Raw genomic sequence first — 18943 nt, 5'->3', positions numbered from 1 at the left:
TTGTTGCGTTTTCTTCAGAAAGGGATAGCCGCTTCGCCCGAAAACGCAAGTACGGGACACCAAAGCGCGGCGCGCTTTGGCTGACATCACCATGCGTAACGCACCACGCCCTTGCCGGCGTAGGACTGGGTAACGCTGGAGAATTCGCCTTCGAAGGTCGCGGCCGCCGACCAGCCGTTGCGCCACTTCAGCTCGGCCGAGGCCGTGGTCAGCGCGGAGTCGCTCGCCTGCGCCGCACCGTTGACCACGAAGGCCGCGCCCGGCAGCGTCTGGAACACGGCGCCAACATTGCGGTCCGGGTTGAAGTCATGCGCCCAGGCGAGGCGGCCGCGCAGCGTCACGATGCCTCCGTCGACCGCGAAGGATTTGTCGGAGCGCAGGCCTAGCTCGCTGCGGGTGTCGGTGACGCTCTTTGCGGCATAATTCAGCGCGAAGGCGCCGCCGCCGGAGACCATGGTCTCGGCATAGTTCGGCAGCTCGAAGCTGGTGAACTGCGCGGCGGCGTAAGGCGTGAGCCCAATCCATGGCGTCGCATATCGATAGCCGCCCTCGAGCCGGCCCGACCACGCATTGGCATTGAAGTTGGCGCGCAGGTGATCGGCGCCTGCGGCGGTGACGATGCGGTCCGTGGTGATGTCCTGCCAGCCATAGGCGAGCGCCGCACTCAAATACGCCGCGCCGACGCTGTGGCGGACGAAGCCGCCGGCCTGGAACAGATCCGAACGGCCCCAGCCGAGGCCGTTGACGCTGAAACTGGTGCCGCCACCGGCGAGCGCAAAGCCGGCAATGGTGTTCGGCGACAAGCGGTAGTCGGCGCCGACCGCGGTGCCTGAGAGGCTGCTCGTGGTGTTGTTAGAGCCGAGCACCGCGTTGCCGCTGGTCACCTGCGAGCCGCCATAGCCGGCCGCCCACACGCTCCAGCGCTGCGCGAAGTCGACCTGCTGCGGCGGCGCCTTGGCATAGATCGCGGCCAGCGCATCGCGCGGATAGGTCTTGCGCGCCGCGTAAGCCAGCGCCGCGCTCTCCTCGGCAAACGGCATGGCGCCCGCGCCACCACCGAAGCTACCGTCGCGTCCGGCGACGAACGGATCGGTCAACAGGCCGAGGAACTGGTTCATCGCATTGAACGTCGTCTGCTGCGATCCGGTCGCGCCCTCGCCCGAGGCCTGGGTCAGGCCGTTCGGCGAGAGCCCCGCGAGCACCGCACTGATGCCGCCATTGGCATTGAAGAAGTTCTGCAGCGTGGTGGCGACGTTCTGCTGATTGATGTTGAGCTTCGATGCCGCGCCGTAATCGAGCGCGAAATTGAGATAGGCGTTATTCGCGTCGTAGCCGAGCGTCGCCACGAGATTGGACGGCAGCCCGGTTGAATCGACGCCTGCAAACGTTCCGCTGCGGCCGCCGGCCGCCGACAGGATGGTGTATTGCTTGGCAACCGTGCTGCCGGCGGCGGCGCTGACGCCGACCGAACCGGCCAGCGTCGCGGTGCCCGTCACCTTGGCTGATGTCGATGCGGTCGAGCCGATGCTCACCAGGTACAGCGCACCGGACTGGAACGCGAGATTGCCTCCCACGGTCAGGTAAGTGCCTGGCGTCGCATTGCCGGGCAGCAGGATGCCGCCGCTTGCGATCGTCGTATTGTTGACGGTGCCGATGCCCGAGAGCGTGCCGCCGGCATTCACGGTGGTGAGGTACGATGAAGCGATCCCGCCGTCGACTTGCAGTATGCCGCCATTGACCGTGGTGGTGCCCGAATAGGTGTTGAAGCCGGACAAGGTCAGCGTGCCGCTGCCGGTCTTCTCCAGATTGCCTTGCCCGACCGTGAAGCAACAAAAACTGTGATCGGCGATCACGCCGCTGACAGTGGTCGACAGATTGTTGCCGCCGACGGTCAGCGTGTTGCCACCGCCGATGTAGTAGGTGCCCGACCCTGCGATCGAACCGGCCGTGACACGCCCGTCGCCATTCGGACCAAGGGTGCCGCCGAAGTCCACAGAGCCGGTTCCCTGGGTCATGAACTGCGCGGTACCGCCTGTCGAGTTGCCGAGGAAGGTGACCGTGCCGCCGCTCTCGGTCGTAATGGTGGCGTTACCGGCCGTCGCATAGGCCTCAAAGAGCAGCATGCCGCCGGAACGGTTGGTGATGTTCGCATTGCCGGCGGTCGGCGCATCCACACCAACGCTGAACCCACCGAAAATGGTAGTGCCGCTGTTGTCGATCGTGGCGTTCGCCGCAGTGCTGTGTTGGACAAAGCCGAGACCGCCATTGGCTTCCGTAATAATCGTTGCCGACGCAGCCGACGAGAATTCGAAGAACTCGGTCAAACCGCTATCGCGATTGATGATGGTCGCCTGTCCCGCATTGGTGTGGCCCAGGAACACGGCGCTGCCACCGCTATGGTTGTCGATCACGGCCTTGGCGGCCGTGCTGGTGTCGGTGCCACCAGGAGGACCAAGCGCGTCGCCGAACACCACGGCGCCGCCAGTGCTGTTGGTGAACGTGGCACTGCCGGCGGAGCTCGTGTCGCGGAAGATCGTGAGCGCACCGTTGGTGTTGCTCACGGTGGCATTGCCCGCGGTGCTGCTGTCGCGAAACTCCGTGACGCCGAAATTCTGGTTGACGATCGTCGCTGCCGACGCCGACGTCGCATTGTAGAACGTCGTGGTGGCAATTCCATTGAAACCGTCGTTGACGATCTTGGTGATTCCAGACGTGTTCGCGTTGACGATGTCGAACTTGCCGTCGACGGTGACCTCGCCGACGATCGAGGCGGTGTGGGTGGCGTCGCCGAGTTGCAGCGTCGCGCAATCGCAGATCGTGGTGCCGCCGGTATAGGTGTTGGTGCCTGATAGCACCACACGGCCGAGGCCGCCCGAGCTGTCCAGCACCGTCAGCTTGCCGGGGCCGTTGCCGTCGGCGATGTTGCCGGCGATCGTAAGGATCGCGCCGTTGGCGTCGATCGCGCTGCCGATCGGCGACGTGTTGATGTTGAAATTGTTGCTGAAGGTCAGGTTGCTCATGCCGTCGGCCTGGAACGCCGCATTGTCCAGCGTGACCGTGCCTGACCCGACCGACTTGTTGTTGGTGACGACGACGGTCGAATCGACCACCAGTGTGCCTCCGCTGTAGGTGTTCACACCGGAGAGCTGAATGTTGGAGAATCCTGACGCGGAGGAGTCGATCAGTCGCAGCACGCCGCCGCCGGCACCGTCGGCGATGACGCCCAGCAGATTGACCTGCGCGCCGTTCGCATCGACCGTGCCGCCGGTCGCGTTGACCGCAATGTTGTTGGAGAACGCGACGCTGGAGACGGTCGGCGACTGCATCTGGAAGGTGCCGCCGTTGAGCGTGATGGTGCCGGTGCCGACCGAATCCGCATTGGTCACCTGCACGGTGCCGGCCGAGATCAGCGTGCCGCCGGAGTAGCCGTTGGCGCCGGCGAGCACCAGCGTGCTGTTGCCGAGCTGCTGCACCATCACCCCGGGCGCAAATCCGTCATTGATGTTGGTGCTGATGGTGATGGTCTGGCCGCTGTTGGCCCGGTTGATCAGACCGCCGGTCGGCCCCGTCACAGCGAAACTAACTGGATTGCCGCTGATTGTGTACGACTGCGAATTGGCGGTGAAGGTCCAGGAGTCCGGCAGCATCAGACCGCCGCCGATGGCGACCGTCGCCGATCCCGTCGAATCGAAAATCGCGGACTGGGGCGGGAAGATCGGCGGCGCGCCGGGCGACGTCGTCGACCAGTTGGTCGGGAGCTGGTAGTCGGCGCTGCTCGTCGTGCTGCCGCTGCCGCCCCAGGTGAAGCTCTGGGCCTGTGCCGGGTTGACTGGAAACAGGCTGACGGCCGCCGAGACAAAGGCCGCCGAGGCTATCGCACGACGAGACGACCGACCCAACAAGAAAAAGAACAAACCAAAATGCACTGCACCGCCCCCAAGCGCTCTGCGGCGCTGTTGGGGTCAAGTTAGCATGCGGCGAATTGCGAGATTGCCGATTGTTTCCGAAACCCTTCGATTCAGCTTGCGGAGATCGAAGTTTCGGTCCGACTGTTGTACCCGCGCAACGTTAGCGGAGACTGCGTTCGCAACCAGCGCACGATTTTCGGTACCGCGGTCAGGCGTTGGGCGACGGCTCGCTCGCCACGGTTAACAATTGCGAGCGGCGGATTCGCTCGCGATGCGCGGTGTAGAGGCCCGAGGCGACGATGAAGCCGGCGCCGAGGATAGTCCAGCTGTCCGGCAGTTCGCCGAAGATCAGGAAGCCGAGGATGCTGACCCACAGCAGCTGCGTGTAGGAGAACGGCGCGAGCACCGAGGCATCGCCGTAGCGGAACGCCAGCACCACGATCCACTGTCCGACGGTGGACGCGACGCCGATCAGGATGCCGAACATGACGTCGTGCCAACTCGGCGTGACCCAGACGAACGGCACCAGCGCGCTGACGATGGCGACGCCGACAATCGACGAATAGGTCATCACGGTGAGGGGGCGTTCGCTGCCGCTCATCATGCGCGTCAGGATCAACGTGCCGGCCCAGGCCAGCGCGGAGACGATCGGAAAGATCGCGGCGGGATGGAAGGCGCTGGTGCCCGGCCGCAGGATGATGAACACGCCGGCGAGGCCAACCGCGGTCGCGATCCAGCGGCGCATGCCGACCCGCTCGCCAAGAAATGCGATCGACAACGCGGTGACGAACAGCGGCGAAACGAAGCTGGTGGCGGAGGCTTCGGCGATCGGCAGGAAGCTCAAGCCGGTGATGAAGATCAGGGACGAGCCGAGCAGCGCGGCGCCGCGCAACACATGCAGCCCGGGACGGCTGCTGCGCAGCGCGAACAACGGCGAGCCCGGCAGCATCGCCGGCACCATGATCAGCGCGAACACCACGAAGCGGATCCAGGTGATCTCGATCGGGGGGAGCGTCTTCGACAGATATTTCGCTGTCACGTCGGAGGTACCGAGAAACACCGTCGACAACAGGATCAGCGCAATGCCCTTGAACGGCCGGTCGGCGCGTGCAAGCGCCTTGCGCGCGATGCTTATCGTTGCAGGCGCCGTCTTCTCGGGCAATGGAAATGAAACGCTATCCAGCCTGGCGGCTGCTGCGGGAGGCGGAGTCACGGCAATCTCGAAAGCAACAAGGGGGAATCTGCTGCTGTCACAAAACGCCAATTCCGCCGCAAGGACAATGCCCGAAAACGGGGCTCCGATATGCATCGGGGTGCGCGACGGCCTGCCGCAGCCGGTGCGCGGCCGCAACTGCAACAGTTTGTTAAGAACTGTGTGGAGCGAAGCGGCGCAAACCTCTGATTTTGCGCATCCCGTTCAGAGCATCGGCAGCGAGCGCGGCTTTGGCCCGCGCGGGAACGCCTTGTCGAGCGCTGATATCTCGATGTCACTGAGCTTGAGCGTTCCTGCCGCTGCATTCTCCGCGGCATGCTCCGCATTCGACGCCTTCGGGATCGTGAGCACCGACGCCAACCGCGTCAGGAAGCTCAGTGCGACCTGGCGCGGCGTCGCCTGATGCGCCTCCGCGATCGATTGCAGAACCGTTCCACCCTTGCTCGACGGCGCGGGAAAATCATTGTGGCCGAACGGCGAGTAGGCGACGACGGCGACGCCATGCTGTTCGCACCACGGGATCACGGCGTGCTCGATGGCGCGCTCCCGCAGATGGTAGAGCACCTGGTTGCAGGCGATCTTGCCCTCGCCCGCGACATCGCGCAGTTCATCGAGATCGTCTGCGTCGAAATTGCTGACGCCCCAGGAACGGATCTTGCCGGCGGCGATCAATTCGTCGAAGGCGGCGACCGTCTCGGCAAATGGATAGGTTCCGCGCCAGTGCAGCAGATAGCAATCGAGCCGATCGGTCTTCAGCCGCTTCAGCGAGCGCTCGCAGGCGGTGATGGTGCCGCGCCGCGAGGCGTTGCTCGGCAAGACCTTCGAGACCAGGAACAGCTCATCACGCCGGCCAGCGATCGCGTCCGCGATCACGAGCTCGGCGTCACCATACATCTCGGCGGTGTCGATATGCGTCATGCCGGCATCGATGCCGCGCTTCAGCGCAGCGACGGCTGTCTTGCGGTCACCGCGATCGAGATACCAGGTGCCCTGCCCGATCACCGAGACCTGCGGGCCGTTGTTGCCGAATTTTTTTGTCTGCACGATCGCCTCGTCTTGCGTGGTTCGCTTTTGGCCCCGCGCAGGACGATAAAGCAAACGGGCGACAATGTCTCCACACCGTCGTCCCGGCGAAGGCCGGGACCCATAACCACAAAATGATATTGTTGAGCGTCGCAGGAACGACGAGTCCCGTTCACTACAACTGCTGCGGCGTATGGGTCCCGGCCTTCGCCGGGACGACAGCTGTTTTGTGGTGCGCCCTCGTACAATCTCATCAGCGCGGATCCTCCGATCCGCGCCCGTGATGCCCGCGTTACGCGCGGTCACACGTTAAGATTCATCCACACCGCCTTCGGCTCGGTGAAATTGTCGAGCGCTGCGGTGCCGTGCTCGCGGCCGAGGCCGGAGTCGCGCTCGCCGCCCCACGGCAACCGCACATCGGTGTAGCCGTAGGTGTTGATCCACACCGTGCCGGCGCGGGCCTTTTTGGCGAAGCGCTGCACGCGGCCCATATCCGCGCTCCAGACCCCGGCGGCGAGGCTGTAGGCGGTGCCGTTGGCGATGCGCAGCGCGTCGGCCTCGTCCTTGAACTTGATCACGCTGACGACGGGGCCAAAGATCTCGTCCTGCGAGATGCGCATTTCGTGCGCGACATTGGCGAACACCGCGGGGCTGATGAAATAGCCGCGGTCGCCGACCCGTTCGCCGCCGGTCGCGAGCTGCGCACCCTCATTCTTTCCGATCTCGACATAATCGAGGATCGAGCGCATCTGCTTCTCGGAGATGACAGGCCCGAGCACGGTGGCGCGATCCGCGGGATCGCCGATGCGCAGGCTTTCGGCGCAGGCGACCAGGCGTTCCACGACCTCGTCATAGGCCTTCTCCTGCACCAAGACGCGGGAGCCTGCCGAGCAGACCTGCCCGGCGTTGAAGAAGATGCCGGCGGCGGCGGCCTTGGCGGCGGCTTCGAGATTGGCATCGTCGAAGATCACATTGGCGGACTTGCCGCCGAGCTCGAGCGAGACACGTTTGAAATTGCCGGCGGCACCCTTCATGATGCCGCGGCCGACACCGGGCGAGCCGGTGAACGTCACCTTGTCGACGTCGGGATGATTGACCAACGCGTCGCCGACGACGCGGCCGGGGCCGGTCACGATGTTGAGCACGCCGTTCGGCAACCCGGCCTCGAGCGCGAGCTCGCCGATCCGCAGCGCCGACAGCGAGGTCAGCTCGGCCGGCTTCATCACCACCGTGCAGCCGCAGGCCAGCGCCGGCGCCAGCTTCCACATGCCGATCATCAGCGGGAAATTCCACGGCACGATCGCGGCGACCACGCCGACCGGCTCGCGCACAGTATAGGTCAGCGCGTCGTCACGCGTCGAGACGACGTCGCCGCTGATCTTGTCGGCCCAGCCGGCGTAATAGGTCAGCGTGTCGATGGCGGCCGGAAGATCCTGGCGCAGCACAGCTGAAATCGGCTTGCCGGCATCGAGGCTCTCGAGCGCTGCGATCTCGTCGGCGTGCTGCTTCAAGAGCTCGGCCCATCGCAGGAGAATATGGCCGCGCTCGGCGGCGCGCATGGTGCGCCAGGGTCCCTCGAAAGCGCGGCGGGCGGCGGCGACCGCGCGGTCGACATCGGCCTCATTGCCTTCGGCAATCGTTGCGATCACCTGCTCGGTGGCGGGATTGAGCGATTTGAAGGTTTTTCCTGAGAGCGAGCGGACGCGGGCGCCGTCGATCAGCAGCAACTCGTCCCGGACGGTCGGGGCGTGGCGGGCGTCGCGCTCATAGTCATATGCAACCGACATCATATTTCCTCCTGGTGTTGTGCTTCAATCTAGGGGGCTTTGCTCAGCAGTAAATATGATATCTTGTGCCTATTGGTATACCAGGACATGAAGTCAACTTCATAAGTGGTGACCGCGATGCTGCAGATCGAGATCGAGACCGTCTGGCGCTTTCGGAAAGAGAATTCACCACAGACCGCGGTGGTGATGCTCGGCATCCTCAACGAGATCAGGAAGACCGGGAAGATCACCAGCGCCGCCAGCGACGCGCATCTGTCCTATCGCCATGTCTGGAACCTGATCGAGCAGTGGACCGAATTCTTCGGCGTGCCGCTGGTGGAAACGCAGCGCGGCAAGGGCTCGAAGCTGACGCCGTTCGGCGAGAAGCTGGTGTGGGCCGGCGAGCGGATGCAGGCGCGGCTCGGGCTGCAGCTCGAGAACCTCGCGCAGGAACTGGTCACCGAGATCAAGCCGTTCCTGGAACAGCGGCCGTCGGTGATCCGGGTCCATGCCAGCCATGGCTTCGCGGTCTCCAAGCTGCGCGAATTCCTCGATCGCGAGGGCGGCGTCGGCGTCGATCTGCGTTACGTCAGCAACCAGAACTCGCTGGTCTCGCTGGCGCAGGGCGCCTGCGACCTCTCCGGCGTGCATCTGCCGCGCGGCGAGTTGCGGGCGCAGGGCATCAAGGCCTGCCGGGAATGGCTCGATCCGCGCGAGGACCGCGTGATCAATTTCGTCACGCGCGAGATGGGCCTGATGGTCAAGCGCGGCAATCCCTTGAAGATCACCTCGCTGAAGGACCTGGTCGACCGCAAGGCCCGCTTTGTCAACCGCGACCATGATTCCGGCACCAGGATGCTGTTCGATCAATTGCTGGCGCAGCACAAGATCCCGGAGAGCAAGATCAACGGCGCCCAGCATATGGAGTTCACCCATGCCGCGGTCGCCGCCTATGTCGCGAGCGGCATGGCGGATGCGAGTTTTGGCGTCGAGGCCGCCGCCCGGCAGTTCGGCCTCGATTTCATCCGCCTGCTCACGGAAGATTACTTCTTCGTCAGCAAGCGCGCGTTCCTCAAGACCGAGCCGATGCAGCGGGTGCTCGACATCATGAAGAGCAGCGAGTTTCACAAGGCGGTGGGCGCCCTACCCGGCTATGTCGCCTCGAATACCGGCGCCGTCAGCGGCGTGAAGGAGTTTCTCGAGAAGATGCATTCCGACCGCTGATCAGCCACGCGCGGTGGCGGCTGGACTCGGCGTGCCTCGAAAGCGGATCGTCTGGCGAAGCTAGGTGCACTTCACGCCGGTCCCCGCACCAACCGCATAGCTCCCGGGCCCGTAGACCGCGATCAACGCGAGCGCGCCGAGCAGGCCGAGATTCTTCAGGAAGTTGATGGTCTGGGTCACGACCTGCGCCTCCGGCGCGGCCCAGAAATTGTGAAACATCAGCGTCGCGGCGATCGTGAACAGAAACAGGACGATGGCCGCCTGACGTGCGAACAGGCCGAGCACGAGCGCGATGCCGCAGCCGAGCTCGACCGCCGTCGCGCCGGCCGCAAGAACCGCGCCGATGCCGTCGACGCCGCCGAGGCGTCCGGCGGTCGCCGAGAACGCCATCAGCTTGCCGATGCCGCTGTAGAGAAACAGCGGCGCGATGGCGAGCCGGGCAAACAGCAGGACCCAGGAAGTGGAAAGCCGCGCGGCTTTGTCATCGGCCGCAATGTGAGTTGTCGTGGACATGCGTTGTCTCCGTTGGTTCTAAACTTGCCTATGCGGCGTTTGATATGGATCCGTCGTCACTCCGCGGGCGCAGTATCGATGGCCGCGGGCCGGGGCGCGGCGGCGAGGCCAAGCGAGCCGATCGCAAACGCGCCGACGATCGCGGCACCGCCGATCACCCAGAACACGATGTCGGGCCCGCCGGTCATCTGTTGCAGCAGTCCGATCACATAAGGCCCGAGGATCGCGCCGACCCGGCCGACGCCCAATTCCATGCCGACGCCGCTGGCGCGCAGCAGCGTCTCGTACGAGCCCGCGGTGAAATTGTTGAGCACGTGCTGCGCGCCGATGATGCAGAAGCCGGCGATGGCGACGATCGCGAGATTGACGCCGTGACCGCTGACGAACACCAGCGCCAGCACGGCAGTGCCGCCGGCGAGCCACCATGTGGCGAGGTAGCGCGGCGTCAGCGACAGATTGCGGTCGGCCAGCATCGCAAGCGTGAGCCCGCCGACGAACGACATCGCCTGCATCAGCGCGCCGAAGCCGAACGACGCCGCAAAGGTCTCGCCGCGCTTCTGCATCACCGTCGGGATCCAGCCGGTGAGGCCGAAGATCGCGAACAGGCTCAGGAATGCGGTGATCCAGATCGTCAGCGAGACGCGGCGATAGCGCGGGCTCAGCAGCGCCGCGATCGGGTTCGACACGCTGGCGGCGCCGGCTGAGGCAAAGGTCGCGTTGCGATAGGCGGCGGCCCGCTCCGGGCGAAGCCGCGCGAGCAGCATGCGCAGTTCCTCGGTGCGGCGCCGCGCCGCCAGGAATTGCGGGCTTTCGGGCAGCACTGCGTGCGCCACAAACGTCAGCGGGATCGACAGCGCGCCGAGATAATACAGGATCTGCCAGCCATAATGCGGCGTCAGATAGACGCCGACGAGCCCGGCACAGACGCCGCCGAGCGACCAGCCAAGTGTGACGCCCCACAGCGAGAACGCGTTGCTGACGCGGCGCGGCGCCAGTTCGTTGACGAAGGTCGTGCCCAGCGGCAACAACACGCCTAGGCCGAGGCCGGTCGCGAAGCGCAGCGCGCAGAAGCTCCAGAAGTCGCTCGCGACCGTTGCAGTCAAGAGCGTGAAGAGGTTGACGACCCAGAGCCCGGCCAGCAGCGTGCCGCGCCGGCCGAGCCGGTCGGCGACCGTGCCGTGTCCGACCGCGCCGAACAGGAATCCGACGAGGCCCGAGCTCACCAGCAGCCCCGCCTGGCTCGGCGACAGTCCCCAGGGCTTGGCCACGTAGTGGATGACATAGGCGGGATTGAACGTGTCATAACCGTCGAACAGCGTGATCAGCGTGATCAGGATGCCGAGCACGATGTGCAGCCGACCGATGGCCGCACCGGACAATTCCTCGTGCACGTCGATATCGGGCGAAGTGCCCACGGTTTCCTCCCTTGTTGATGATGCGCCCTGCTCTGCGGCAGGTTGGCACAGCGTGTCGTTAGAGCTTGAACAGCCGGAGCGCGTTGTCGCGGCCGATCTTGAGACGGTCGCCTTCGGCGATGGTCGCGGTGTCGAACCATTCGGCGGCATGGTCGATGTTCTCGAACGGCCAGTCGGCCGAGAACAGGATGCGGTCGGCGCCGATCTCGAGTATCGCGTCGATCAGCGCCTGGGTGCGGAAATTGCCTGATGTCGTGATGTAGAAATTCTCCCGGAAGTAATCGGCGATCTTGCGCCTGGCGGGATAGACGTTCTGCGCGCGCATCCACTTGTTGTGGTTGTCGACGCGCCACATCGAATACGGCAGGCCTTCGCCCATGTGACCGAGGATGATCTGCAGCCGCGGATAAGCATCGAACAGCCCCGAGCCCATCAGGCGCAGCGCGTGCACCGCGGTTTCCTGGCCGAAGGCCCAGGTCGGCCCCATCAGCCAGCGATGGCCCTCGTAGATCGCGGCATCCTTCGCCAGCGGATTGCGCGGGTGCAGATAGAACGGCACGTCGAGGCGCTCGACGTCCGACCAGAACGGCCAGAACTCCTTGCGATCGTAGTAGACCGCGCCGTCGTGGCCTTCGACCTCGCTGAAGCCGTTGACCAGCGCGCCGCGGAATTTCAGCGCACTCACGCAGCGATCGAGCTCGCGCGCGGCGGCCTCCGGGTCCTGCATCGGCAGCGCAGCCAGGCCCTGGAAGCGCTGCGGCCGCCGCGCCACCTGCTCGGCGAGGAAATCATTGGCGCGGCGCGACAGCTCCAGCGCGCGGCTGCGGTCGGGGATAGCCTGGATCGCCGGCGCGTTGAGCGACAGCAGCATCAGCTCGATGCCGTGCGCGTCCATCTCGGCAAGGCGGCGGTCCTGGATGTCGAGCAGCCGGGCCTTGAGCTCGACCCAGTCATCGGCCGGCGAGAAGCCCGCGCTGTCGCGAACCGTTTCCTCGATGGCGAAGTGCTCTTCCAGCGCGATCTTTCCCTGCATTGGTTGCTCCCTTCGGGCTGGTGCCCTCGTTTCCGTGTTGACAGAGCAAACCATCCGGTCCAATTATTTGTCAATGATAAAATTGCAAATGCAAATGATTGAGATGCAACTGTTGTCGATGCGAGGACCGACGGCTATTCCGGGCGGACGTCTGCCACCAGGAATGAAGCCCGGACCTAAGCCCATGTACCGATTTTCGAATTCGCTGCCCTATCTGCTCGCCCGGCTCGGCGTGCGGATGGGCGATCTGTTCGTTCGCGTGATCCGTCACGAGAAGTTGACGCTGCCGATGTACCGCGTGCTTGCCGCGCTGTCGGAGCAGGGACAGCCGCTGCGGCTCGGTGAAATCGCCGAACTGACGTCGGCCGACGTCTCGACCCTGTCGCGCATCGTTGCCGAGATGAGCCGCGCCGGCCTCCTGACGCGCGACCGGCCGGAGAACGACCAGCGCAGCCTGCAGGTCGCGCTGACGCCGAAGGGCGCCGAGCTCGCCGGCCGGCTGATGCCGATCGCGCAATATTATGAAGAGGTCGCAACCGGCGCGATGTCGGCGAAGGAAGCTGCCGAGCTCAAGCAGGTGCTGGTCGAACTCTACAAGAATCTCGATCGGCTCGAGCAAGAGGTCGAGGCCGGTCTGATCGAGGTGCCCCACCCCGCGGCGTCGAAAGATGCCCACGAACAGAAGTCCGACGCCAAGGGGACGACCGGCCGTCGACGCAAGATACCGAGGAAATAGCACCAACTTCAGGGAGAGGACATGCGCAGGGATCCGATCATCATTGCAGGCGGCGGCATTGGCGGACTGGCCGCGGCGGTCGCGCTGGCCCGCAAGGGATTTCAGGTCACCGTGCTGGAACGCGCGCCGCGCTATCAGGAGATCGGCGCCGGCATCCAGCTCGGCCCGAACGCCTTCCATGCCTTCGACCATCTCGAGCTCGGCGATGCCGCCCGCGCGATCGCGGTGTTCATCGACCAGTTGCGGCTGATGGACGCGATCTCGGCGGAAGAGATCACCAGCATCGATCTGACCAGCTATTTCCGCCGGCGCTTCGGCAATCCCTATGCGGTGGTCCATCGCGGCGATCTGCACGGCATCTTCCTGCGCGCCTGCGAGGCGCATCCCGGCATCACGCTGCGCAGCGATTGCGATGTCGTTGGATATGACCAGGACGGCGCGGCCGTCGTCGCGCGGCTGAAATCCGGCGAGCGTGTCAAAGGCTGCCTCCTGATCGGCGCCGACGGGCTGAGGTCCCGGATCCGTCAGCAGATGGTCGATGACGGCCCGCCGCGGATCGCGGGCCATACCACCTATCGATCGGTGATTCCGACCGAGCAGATGCCGGAGGATCTGCGCTGGAACGCCGCGACCCTATGGGCCGGCGCCAAGTGCCATCTGGTGCACTACCCGCTCTCGGGCTGGAAGGTGTTCAACCTTGCCATCACCTGCCACAACGACCCGCCGGAAGCCTTTGCCGCCAGGCCGGTCACCCATGAGGAGGTGCTTGAGGGCTTTCGCGATGTCCATCCGCGCGCCAAGGCGATCATTCACCACGGCAAGGATTGGAAGGCGTGGGTGACCTGCGATCGCGATCCAACCGAACGCTGGGTCGACGGACGCGTGGTCCTGCTCGGCGACGCCGCGCATCCGATGCTGCAATATTTCGCGCAAGGCGCCTGCATGGCACTGGAGGACGCGGTCTGGCTCGCGGAGTTACTGGGCGCAACACCTGATGCCTTCGAACACGCGCTGGAGAAATACCGACAGGTTCGGCTGATGCGCACGGCGCGGGTTCAGCTGCAGGCGCGCGAACTCGGCACCCATGTCTATCATCCGGCCGGCGTGCACGCGTTGCTGCGCAATCAGCTGATCCGCGACACCAGCCTCGAGCAGTTCTGCGATAATCTGGCGTGGCTGTACGACTCGCCCTTTCCTGAGCGTCCGAACCTCGCTGCATAGGCGATGATTGCCGGATAGACGGATCAGCCGAGCCCGCTGATGTCGGCGACCAGCACCGACCCCGTCAGCGATTCCGTGATGTAGAGCCGGTCGCGGCTGGCGCCGCCGATCGCGACATTGGTGCAGCTTTGTCCGGCGCAGGACTTGATCCGGGCGACGCACTCGCCGTTCGGCGCAAACACGAAGACATGGCCGAGCGAGGCGTGCGCGACGAACAGCCGCCCGGCTCTGTCCATCGTCATACCGTCGGGACCGCTCGGGCCGAACAGCGAGCAGAAGCGGCCGACCTTGGACACGCTGCCGTCCTTCATGAACGGCGCGCGCCAGACCGCATTGTCCCGCGTCATCGCGACGAACAACACCGCTTCGTGCGGATCGAGCACCAGGCCGTTCGGGCTGATGCCGGTGTCGATCAGGCAGTCGAGCGCGCCGCTCGCGCGCAGGCGGTAGACGCGGCCGGTCGGATCGTGCAGGCCGGTCTGGCCCTGGTCGGTGAAATAGATGTCGCCGTTGGAGGCAATGTGCAGATCGTTGCAGCCGCGGAACGATTCCGAATTGCGCGAACGCAGCAGCGGCGTGACTTTGCCCGATCCGGCATCGAGCTCCATCAGCCCGTGCCGATAGTCGGCAATCAGGATGCGGCCCTTGGCGTCGATCTTCAGCCCGTTCGGCCAGCCGTCATATTCGGCGACCTGCGACCATGACTTGTCCGGCGCGATCCTGAAGATGCGGCCGAACGGAATGTCGACGATGTAGAGATTTCCCGCAGCATCGAACGACGGCCCCTCGATGAAGCAGTCGGTCACCGCGCCCGGCCGGTTGGCGTCGGCCCATTCGCTCGCCACCTTGCGGCGAAACTCGGCGGGAACTGCGGAGAAGATCTCGGTCGGGATCAGTTTCGGCGGCGTTTCCAGGAACATCATTTTTTTGGTTCACCCATTGGCGGAGCGGGCGAACCTTAGTTGCTTGCCTGCATCATTGCGAGCCACCCGGTCGGCGCAAAGCGCCGCCGGATGACAGGCTCCGCGAAGCAATCCACCTATCCGCTTGGGCGATGGCCGGACCGGACAGGTCCTCGCAGCGACGCGGAAGGCTTCAGTTCGCCGCCGCCAGCTGCGGCTTGGTCCGCAGCAGCCGGTGCCTATGCGGCCTCCCTACTCCGCCGCCTGCGCGCCGTAGGCTTCCGAAATCATGTAACCGGACAACGTGCCGTAGGCCGCGGTCCACGCGGCGGCGACGTCAGGCGTCCAGCCATCACCGAGGCCCTTCTCCAGCGTCCACAACAATGCGCCGCCGACCACCGGATAATGTTCGGGCCTGGCGCCATAGCCGACATGGCGTTTGGCGAGTGCACTCGCGGCGGGCAGGATCGCGTCGAGATTGCTCAGCCCGTTGACGACGACGGCGAGCGTCGTCATCAACTTCTTGCGCTGCTCTTTCATGTCTGCCGGAAACATCGCCTTCACGGCGGGCGCGACTTCGAACAGGCGATCGTAGAAAATGACCGCGGCTTGCTCCGCAATCGGGGCGACCCTGCCAAAGCTATCCTGAACCAGCTTGATTTGGGCCGGATTCATTTCAACTCTCCGTGGCTCTGAATGACTTTGCAAAATCCGAGCATTGGTCGTGGACCACGGCGTTTCGGTTCAAGACCGAAACGCCTGATGTCGACATGATCTTCAAGCCGCCTCGACGAAGCTGTGGCGCTCATAGAGGAATTCGAGCACGCGCTGCCGGCACTTCAGATAGCCGGGGTTGTTCGCGAGCTCGAGCCGCTTGCGCGGGCGCGCCAAGGGCACCTCGAGCACCTCGCCGATCCGTGCGCTCGGGCCGTTGGTCATCATGACGATACGGTCCGACAGCAGCACGGCTTCGTCGACGTCGTGGGTGATCATCAGGATGGTGTTGCCGAGCTTCTGATGCAGCGCCATCACCGAATCCTGCAGATGCGCCCGGGTCAGCGCGTCGAGCGCGCCGAACGGCTCGTCGAGCAGCAGAACCTTCGGCTCCATGGCGAGTGCACGCGCGATGCCGACGCGCTGCTTCATGCCGCCCGAAATCTCGCTCGGCCGCTTGTCCTTGGCGTGCGCCATCTGCACCAGGCTGAGATTGTGCATCACCCAGGCGTCGCGCTCCGCCCTGCTCTTGGTCTTGGCAAACACCTTGTCGACGCCGAGCTTGACGTTTTCGTAGACGGTCAGCCACGGCAGCAGGCTGTGGTTCTGGAACACCACGGCCCGGTCGGGCCCCGGCGAATTGACCTCGCGGTTCTCCAAGAGCACGCAGCCATTGGTGGTGCCGGTGAGGCCCGCGACGATGTTGAGCAAGGTCGACTTGCCGCAGCCGGAATGGCCGATGATCGAGACGTATTCACCCTTCTGGATCGTCAGGTTGATGTCCTTCAGAACCTCCGTGGTGGCGCTGCCGCGGGTAAAAATCTTGTCGATGTGGTCGAGCTTCAGATAGGCCTGCATGACTTGTCCCCTCAATTCGCAGCCGTGCCGCGGGTCACGATCTTGCCCAATCCCGCGATCAGGCGGTCGAGCACGAAGCCGATGATGCCGACATAGAACAGCGCCAGGATGATTTCGCTGATGTGCGAGGAATTCCACGCATCCCAGATGAAAAAGCCGATGCCGACGCCGCCGATCAGCATCTCAGCCGCGACGATCGCGAGCCAGGACAGGCCGATGCCGATACGCAGGCCGGTGAACATGTAGGGCGCGGCCGCCGGGATCATGATCTTGGCGAAGAACTCCAGCGGATTGAGCTGCACCACGGCGGCGACGTTGCGGTAATCCTGCGGGATGTTGCGGATGCCGACCGCGGTGTTGATGATGATCGGCCACACCGAGGTGATGAAGATGACGAAGATCGCCGAAGGCTGGCCGTCGCGGAATGCGGCGAGCGACAGCGGCAGCCAGGCAAGCGGCGGGATCGTGCGCAGCACCTGAAACAGCGGGTCGAGACCGCGCATCGCCCAGACCGACTGGCCGACCAGCGTGCCGAGCGCGATGCCCGCGATCGCCGCCAGCGAATAGCCCAACGCGACGCGCTGCAGGCTCGCCGACAGGTGCCAGAACAGGCCCTTGTCGATGCCACCGTGATCGAAGAACGGATCAAGGATCAGCTCCTTGGTGTCCTTGAACACGCGCGAAGGCGGCGGCAGGGCCGAGCCGGCGCGGCGGCACACCAGCTCCCAGACGAGCAGCAGCAGCGCGAGGACGATCAGCGGCGGCACGACGCGCACCGCCGCCTCCTTCGCCATCTTGGCGTATGTCTCGGCACGCGGCGGCCGCTTCGGAGTCATCGTCACGACCGGCGCCGCGGTTGCAGCAGCCGGAACGATCGCTGCGGTGACTTCGGTCTTCATGGCAGGCATTGACATCGACAAAGTATCTCCGTGGTCAAATGGGTGGGCCGCGCGCGACGAGCGCGCAGCCCTGCTCAAATCAGACGTCCACGCGCTTGATCGACAGCGACTTCAGGTATGCGGCCGGATTTTCTGGATCGAACACCTTGCCGTCGAAGAAGGTCTCCTTGCCGCGCGAGGTCGAGGTTGGAATCTCGGATGCGGGCACGCCGAGATCCTTGGCGGCCGCACGCCAGATATCCTCGCGGTTGACCTTGTCGATCAGGCCCTTGGTATCGAATCCCGCTTCGAACTTGCCCCAGCGGATATCTTCGGTGAGGAACCAGAGCTCGTGGCTCTGGAACGGATATGACGCGAAGTCGCGCCAGTACTTCATGATGTGCGGCGAATTCTCGACCACCTTGCCGGTGCCGTAGTCGAACTTGCCCGCGGTGCGGTCATAGACGTCCTCGACCGGACAGTTGATCCACTGCCGCTTGGCCATGATTGCCGCGAGCTCCTGCTTGTTCTCGGCCTTGTCGGCCCATTGCTGGGCTTCCATCACCGCCATCAGGATCGCCTTCGCCGCGTTCGGATATTTGTCGACCCAGGCGGCGCGCATCGCGAACGACTTCTCCGGATGCTTGTTCCAGATCTCGCCGGTGTTGACCGCGGTGTAGCCGATGTCCTGGTGGATCAGCTGCAGATTCCAGGGCTCGCCGACACAGAAGCAGTCCATCGTGCCGACCTTCATGTTGGCGACCATCTGCGGCGGCGGCACCACGATCGTCTCGATATCCTTGTCGGGATCGATGCCGCCGGCGGCGAGCCAATAGCGAATCCAGAGATCGTGGGTGCCGCCCGGGAAGGTCATCGCGGCCTTCACCGCCTTGCCCGACGCTTTCTTCTTTTCCAGCGCCGTCTTGAACGGCGATGCGTCGGTCGAGAGCTTGAGGTCGGCATATTCCTTTGCGACCGAGATGCACTGCGCATCGAGATTGAGCCGCGCCATGATGTACATCGGCGTCGGTTGGTTGTTCTGCGTCACCTTGCCGGCCGAGATCAGATACGGCATCGGGGTCAGGATATGCGCGCCGTCGATGCCGTTGCCTTCGGAGCCGAGCACGAGATTGTCGCGCGTGGTGCCCCATGAGGCCTGCTTCTGCACATCGACATCGGGCACGCCATATTTGGCGAACAAGCCCTTGTCCTTGGCGACGAACAGCGGACCGGCGTCGCTCAGGGCAATGAATCCGAGCTTGGCGCCCTTCACCTCGGGGCCTGCACCTTGCGCGAATGCACCGGCGGGAAAGTTGAGCTTGGCTGCGGCGAGCAGCGCGGCGGCGCCACTGCTTGCCTTCAGGAGCTGACGGCGGCTGAGGCCACGGCCTGAGGGCTTGTTGGTGGGCTTGGTCATCGGTCGTCCTTTGCGTCGTTGCGTTGCGGTGTTGCGTCTTTGCGTCGAGCGCCCTCCTTCGGGTGGCGACGCGCGCAGGGCGCAAAAGGGCATGCACCGGGGAGGCCCCGGTCTGGCGGCGT

The 18943-nt window shown here is 64.7% G+C and carries 15 protein-coding genes; 3 read left to right on the top strand and 12 right to left on the bottom strand.

All coding sequences use genetic code 11. The annotated features are described in order from the left end of the window. Window positions 1–86: 86 nt before the first annotated feature. The 4 genes from V5279_RS13600 to V5279_RS13585 form a co-directional block, all read right to left on the bottom strand. Window positions 87–3902: an autotransporter domain-containing protein gene (locus V5279_RS13600; RefSeq protein WP_338698052.1), complete on the bottom strand. Its 3816-nt coding sequence runs from the start codon at window positions 3900–3902 to the stop codon at window positions 87–89. Window positions 3903–4116: 214 nt separating this feature from the next. Beyond that, window positions 4117–5070: a DMT family transporter gene (locus tag V5279_RS13595; protein WP_338698050.1), complete on the bottom strand. Its 954-nt coding sequence runs from the start codon at window positions 5068–5070 to the stop codon at window positions 4117–4119. Window positions 5071–5325: 255 nt separating this feature from the next. Beyond that, window positions 5326–6165: an aldo/keto reductase gene (locus V5279_RS13590; protein WP_338698048.1), complete on the bottom strand. Its 840-nt coding sequence runs from the start codon at window positions 6163–6165 to the stop codon at window positions 5326–5328. A 281-nt stretch (window positions 6166–6446) separates the two neighbouring features. Then, window positions 6447–7931 carry an aldehyde dehydrogenase family protein gene (locus tag V5279_RS13585; protein ID WP_338701166.1) on the bottom strand — a complete coding sequence of 495 codons (1485 nt, stop codon included), beginning with the start codon at window positions 7929–7931 and terminating at the stop codon, window positions 6447–6449. A 117-nt stretch (window positions 7932–8048) separates the two neighbouring features. On the opposite strand from V5279_RS13585, the gene V5279_RS13580 reads away from it, so the two are divergent. Beyond that, complete coding sequence (locus V5279_RS13580; RefSeq protein WP_338698047.1) at window positions 8049–9134, top strand: substrate-binding domain-containing protein; 1086 nt, start codon at window positions 8049–8051, stop codon at window positions 9132–9134. A gap of 60 nt (window positions 9135–9194) precedes the next feature. Here the strand turns inward: V5279_RS13580 and V5279_RS13575 are convergent, their stop codons facing one another. From V5279_RS13575 to V5279_RS13565, 3 genes are read right to left on the bottom strand one after another with little or no spacing between them, the layout of a single operon-like run. Then, the gene (locus V5279_RS13575) at window positions 9195–9647 is read right to left on the bottom strand and encodes a DoxX family protein (protein WP_338698046.1); all 453 of its coding nucleotides are present in this window, start codon (window positions 9645–9647) and stop codon (window positions 9195–9197) included. A 56-nt stretch (window positions 9648–9703) separates the two neighbouring features. Beyond that, window positions 9704–11062: an MFS transporter gene (locus tag V5279_RS13570; protein WP_338698045.1), complete on the bottom strand. Its 1359-nt coding sequence runs from the start codon at window positions 11060–11062 to the stop codon at window positions 9704–9706. Window positions 11063–11120: 58 nt separating this feature from the next. Next, window positions 11121–12095, bottom strand: coding sequence for an amidohydrolase family protein (locus V5279_RS13565; protein ID WP_338698043.1), 975 nt, complete (start codon window positions 12093–12095; stop codon window positions 11121–11123). Between the two features lie 184 nt (window positions 12096–12279). Here V5279_RS13565 and V5279_RS13560 point away from each other — a divergent pair, with 184 nt between their 5' ends. Next, the gene (locus V5279_RS13560; RefSeq protein WP_338698041.1) at window positions 12280–12831 is read left to right on the top strand and encodes a MarR family winged helix-turn-helix transcriptional regulator; all 552 of its coding nucleotides are present in this window, start codon (window positions 12280–12282) and stop codon (window positions 12829–12831) included. A 21-nt stretch (window positions 12832–12852) separates the two neighbouring features. Further along, complete coding sequence (locus V5279_RS13555; RefSeq protein WP_338698039.1) at window positions 12853–14052, top strand: 3-hydroxybenzoate 6-monooxygenase; 1200 nt, start codon at window positions 12853–12855, stop codon at window positions 14050–14052. Window positions 14053–14075: 23 nt separating this feature from the next. Here V5279_RS13555 and V5279_RS13550 read toward each other — a convergent pair whose 3' ends face one another. The 5 genes from V5279_RS13550 to V5279_RS13530 all read right to left on the bottom strand — a co-directional run bounded on the left by V5279_RS13550 (window position 14076) and on the right by V5279_RS13530 (window position 18821). Next, a complete protein-coding gene (locus V5279_RS13550; RefSeq protein ID WP_338698037.1) occupies window positions 14076–14975 on the bottom strand; it encodes an SMP-30/gluconolactonase/LRE family protein in 900 nt (299 codons plus the stop codon). A 231-nt stretch (window positions 14976–15206) separates the two neighbouring features. Next, complete coding sequence (locus V5279_RS13545; protein WP_166297889.1) at window positions 15207–15629, bottom strand: globin family protein; 423 nt, start codon at window positions 15627–15629, stop codon at window positions 15207–15209. A gap of 102 nt (window positions 15630–15731) precedes the next feature. After that, window positions 15732–16526: an ABC transporter ATP-binding protein gene (locus tag V5279_RS13540; RefSeq protein WP_338698035.1), complete on the bottom strand. Its 795-nt coding sequence runs from the start codon at window positions 16524–16526 to the stop codon at window positions 15732–15734. An 11-nt stretch (window positions 16527–16537) separates the two neighbouring features. After that, window positions 16538–17440: a nitrate ABC transporter permease gene (ntrB, locus tag V5279_RS13535; protein ID WP_338698034.1), complete on the bottom strand. Its 903-nt coding sequence runs from the start codon at window positions 17438–17440 to the stop codon at window positions 16538–16540. Between the two features lie 64 nt (window positions 17441–17504). Next, complete coding sequence (locus V5279_RS13530; protein WP_338698032.1) at window positions 17505–18821, bottom strand: CmpA/NrtA family ABC transporter substrate-binding protein; 1317 nt, start codon at window positions 18819–18821, stop codon at window positions 17505–17507. Window positions 18822–18943: the final 122 nt, after the last annotated feature.

Origin of the sequence: Bradyrhizobium sp. 26S5 (assembly GCF_036923295.1) — a bacterium.
GTDB lineage: Bacteria > Pseudomonadota > Alphaproteobacteria > Rhizobiales > Xanthobacteraceae > Bradyrhizobium > Bradyrhizobium septentrionale.
The sequence above is the reverse complement of the archived record's forward strand: the minus strand, read 5'-3'. Positions and strand labels throughout refer to the sequence as shown.

Excerpts from the sequence above, each read along its gene's own strand:
- V5279_RS13550 (WP_338698037.1), bottom strand. The coding sequence starts at position 14,975 with ATGATGTTCCTGGAAACGCCGCCGAAACTGATCCCGACCGAGATCTTC.
- V5279_RS13560 (WP_338698041.1), top strand. The coding sequence starts at position 12,280 with ATGTACCGATTTTCGAATTCGCTGCCCTATCTGCTCGCCCGGCTCGGC.
- V5279_RS13530 (WP_338698032.1), bottom strand. The coding sequence starts at position 18,821 with ATGACCAAGCCCACCAACAAGCCCTCAGGCCGTGGCCTCAGCCGCCGT.
- V5279_RS13545 (WP_166297889.1), bottom strand. The coding sequence starts at position 15,629 with ATGAATCCGGCCCAAATCAAGCTGGTTCAGGATAGCTTTGGCAGGGTC.
- V5279_RS13580 (WP_338698047.1), top strand. The coding sequence starts at position 8,049 with ATGCTGCAGATCGAGATCGAGACCGTCTGGCGCTTTCGGAAAGAGAAT.
- V5279_RS13565 (WP_338698043.1), bottom strand. The coding sequence starts at position 12,095 with ATGCAGGGAAAGATCGCGCTGGAAGAGCACTTCGCCATCGAGGAAACG.
- ntrB (WP_338698034.1), bottom strand. The coding sequence starts at position 17,440 with ATGTCAATGCCTGCCATGAAGACCGAAGTCACCGCAGCGATCGTTCCG.
- V5279_RS13575 (WP_338698046.1), bottom strand. The coding sequence starts at position 9,647 with ATGTCCACGACAACTCACATTGCGGCCGATGACAAAGCCGCGCGGCTT.
- V5279_RS13555 (WP_338698039.1), top strand. The coding sequence starts at position 12,853 with ATGCGCAGGGATCCGATCATCATTGCAGGCGGCGGCATTGGCGGACTG.
- V5279_RS13540 (WP_338698035.1), bottom strand. The coding sequence starts at position 16,526 with ATGCAGGCCTATCTGAAGCTCGACCACATCGACAAGATTTTTACCCGC.
- V5279_RS13585 (WP_338701166.1), bottom strand. The coding sequence starts at position 7,931 with ATGTCGGTTGCATATGACTATGAGCGCGACGCCCGCCACGCCCCGACC.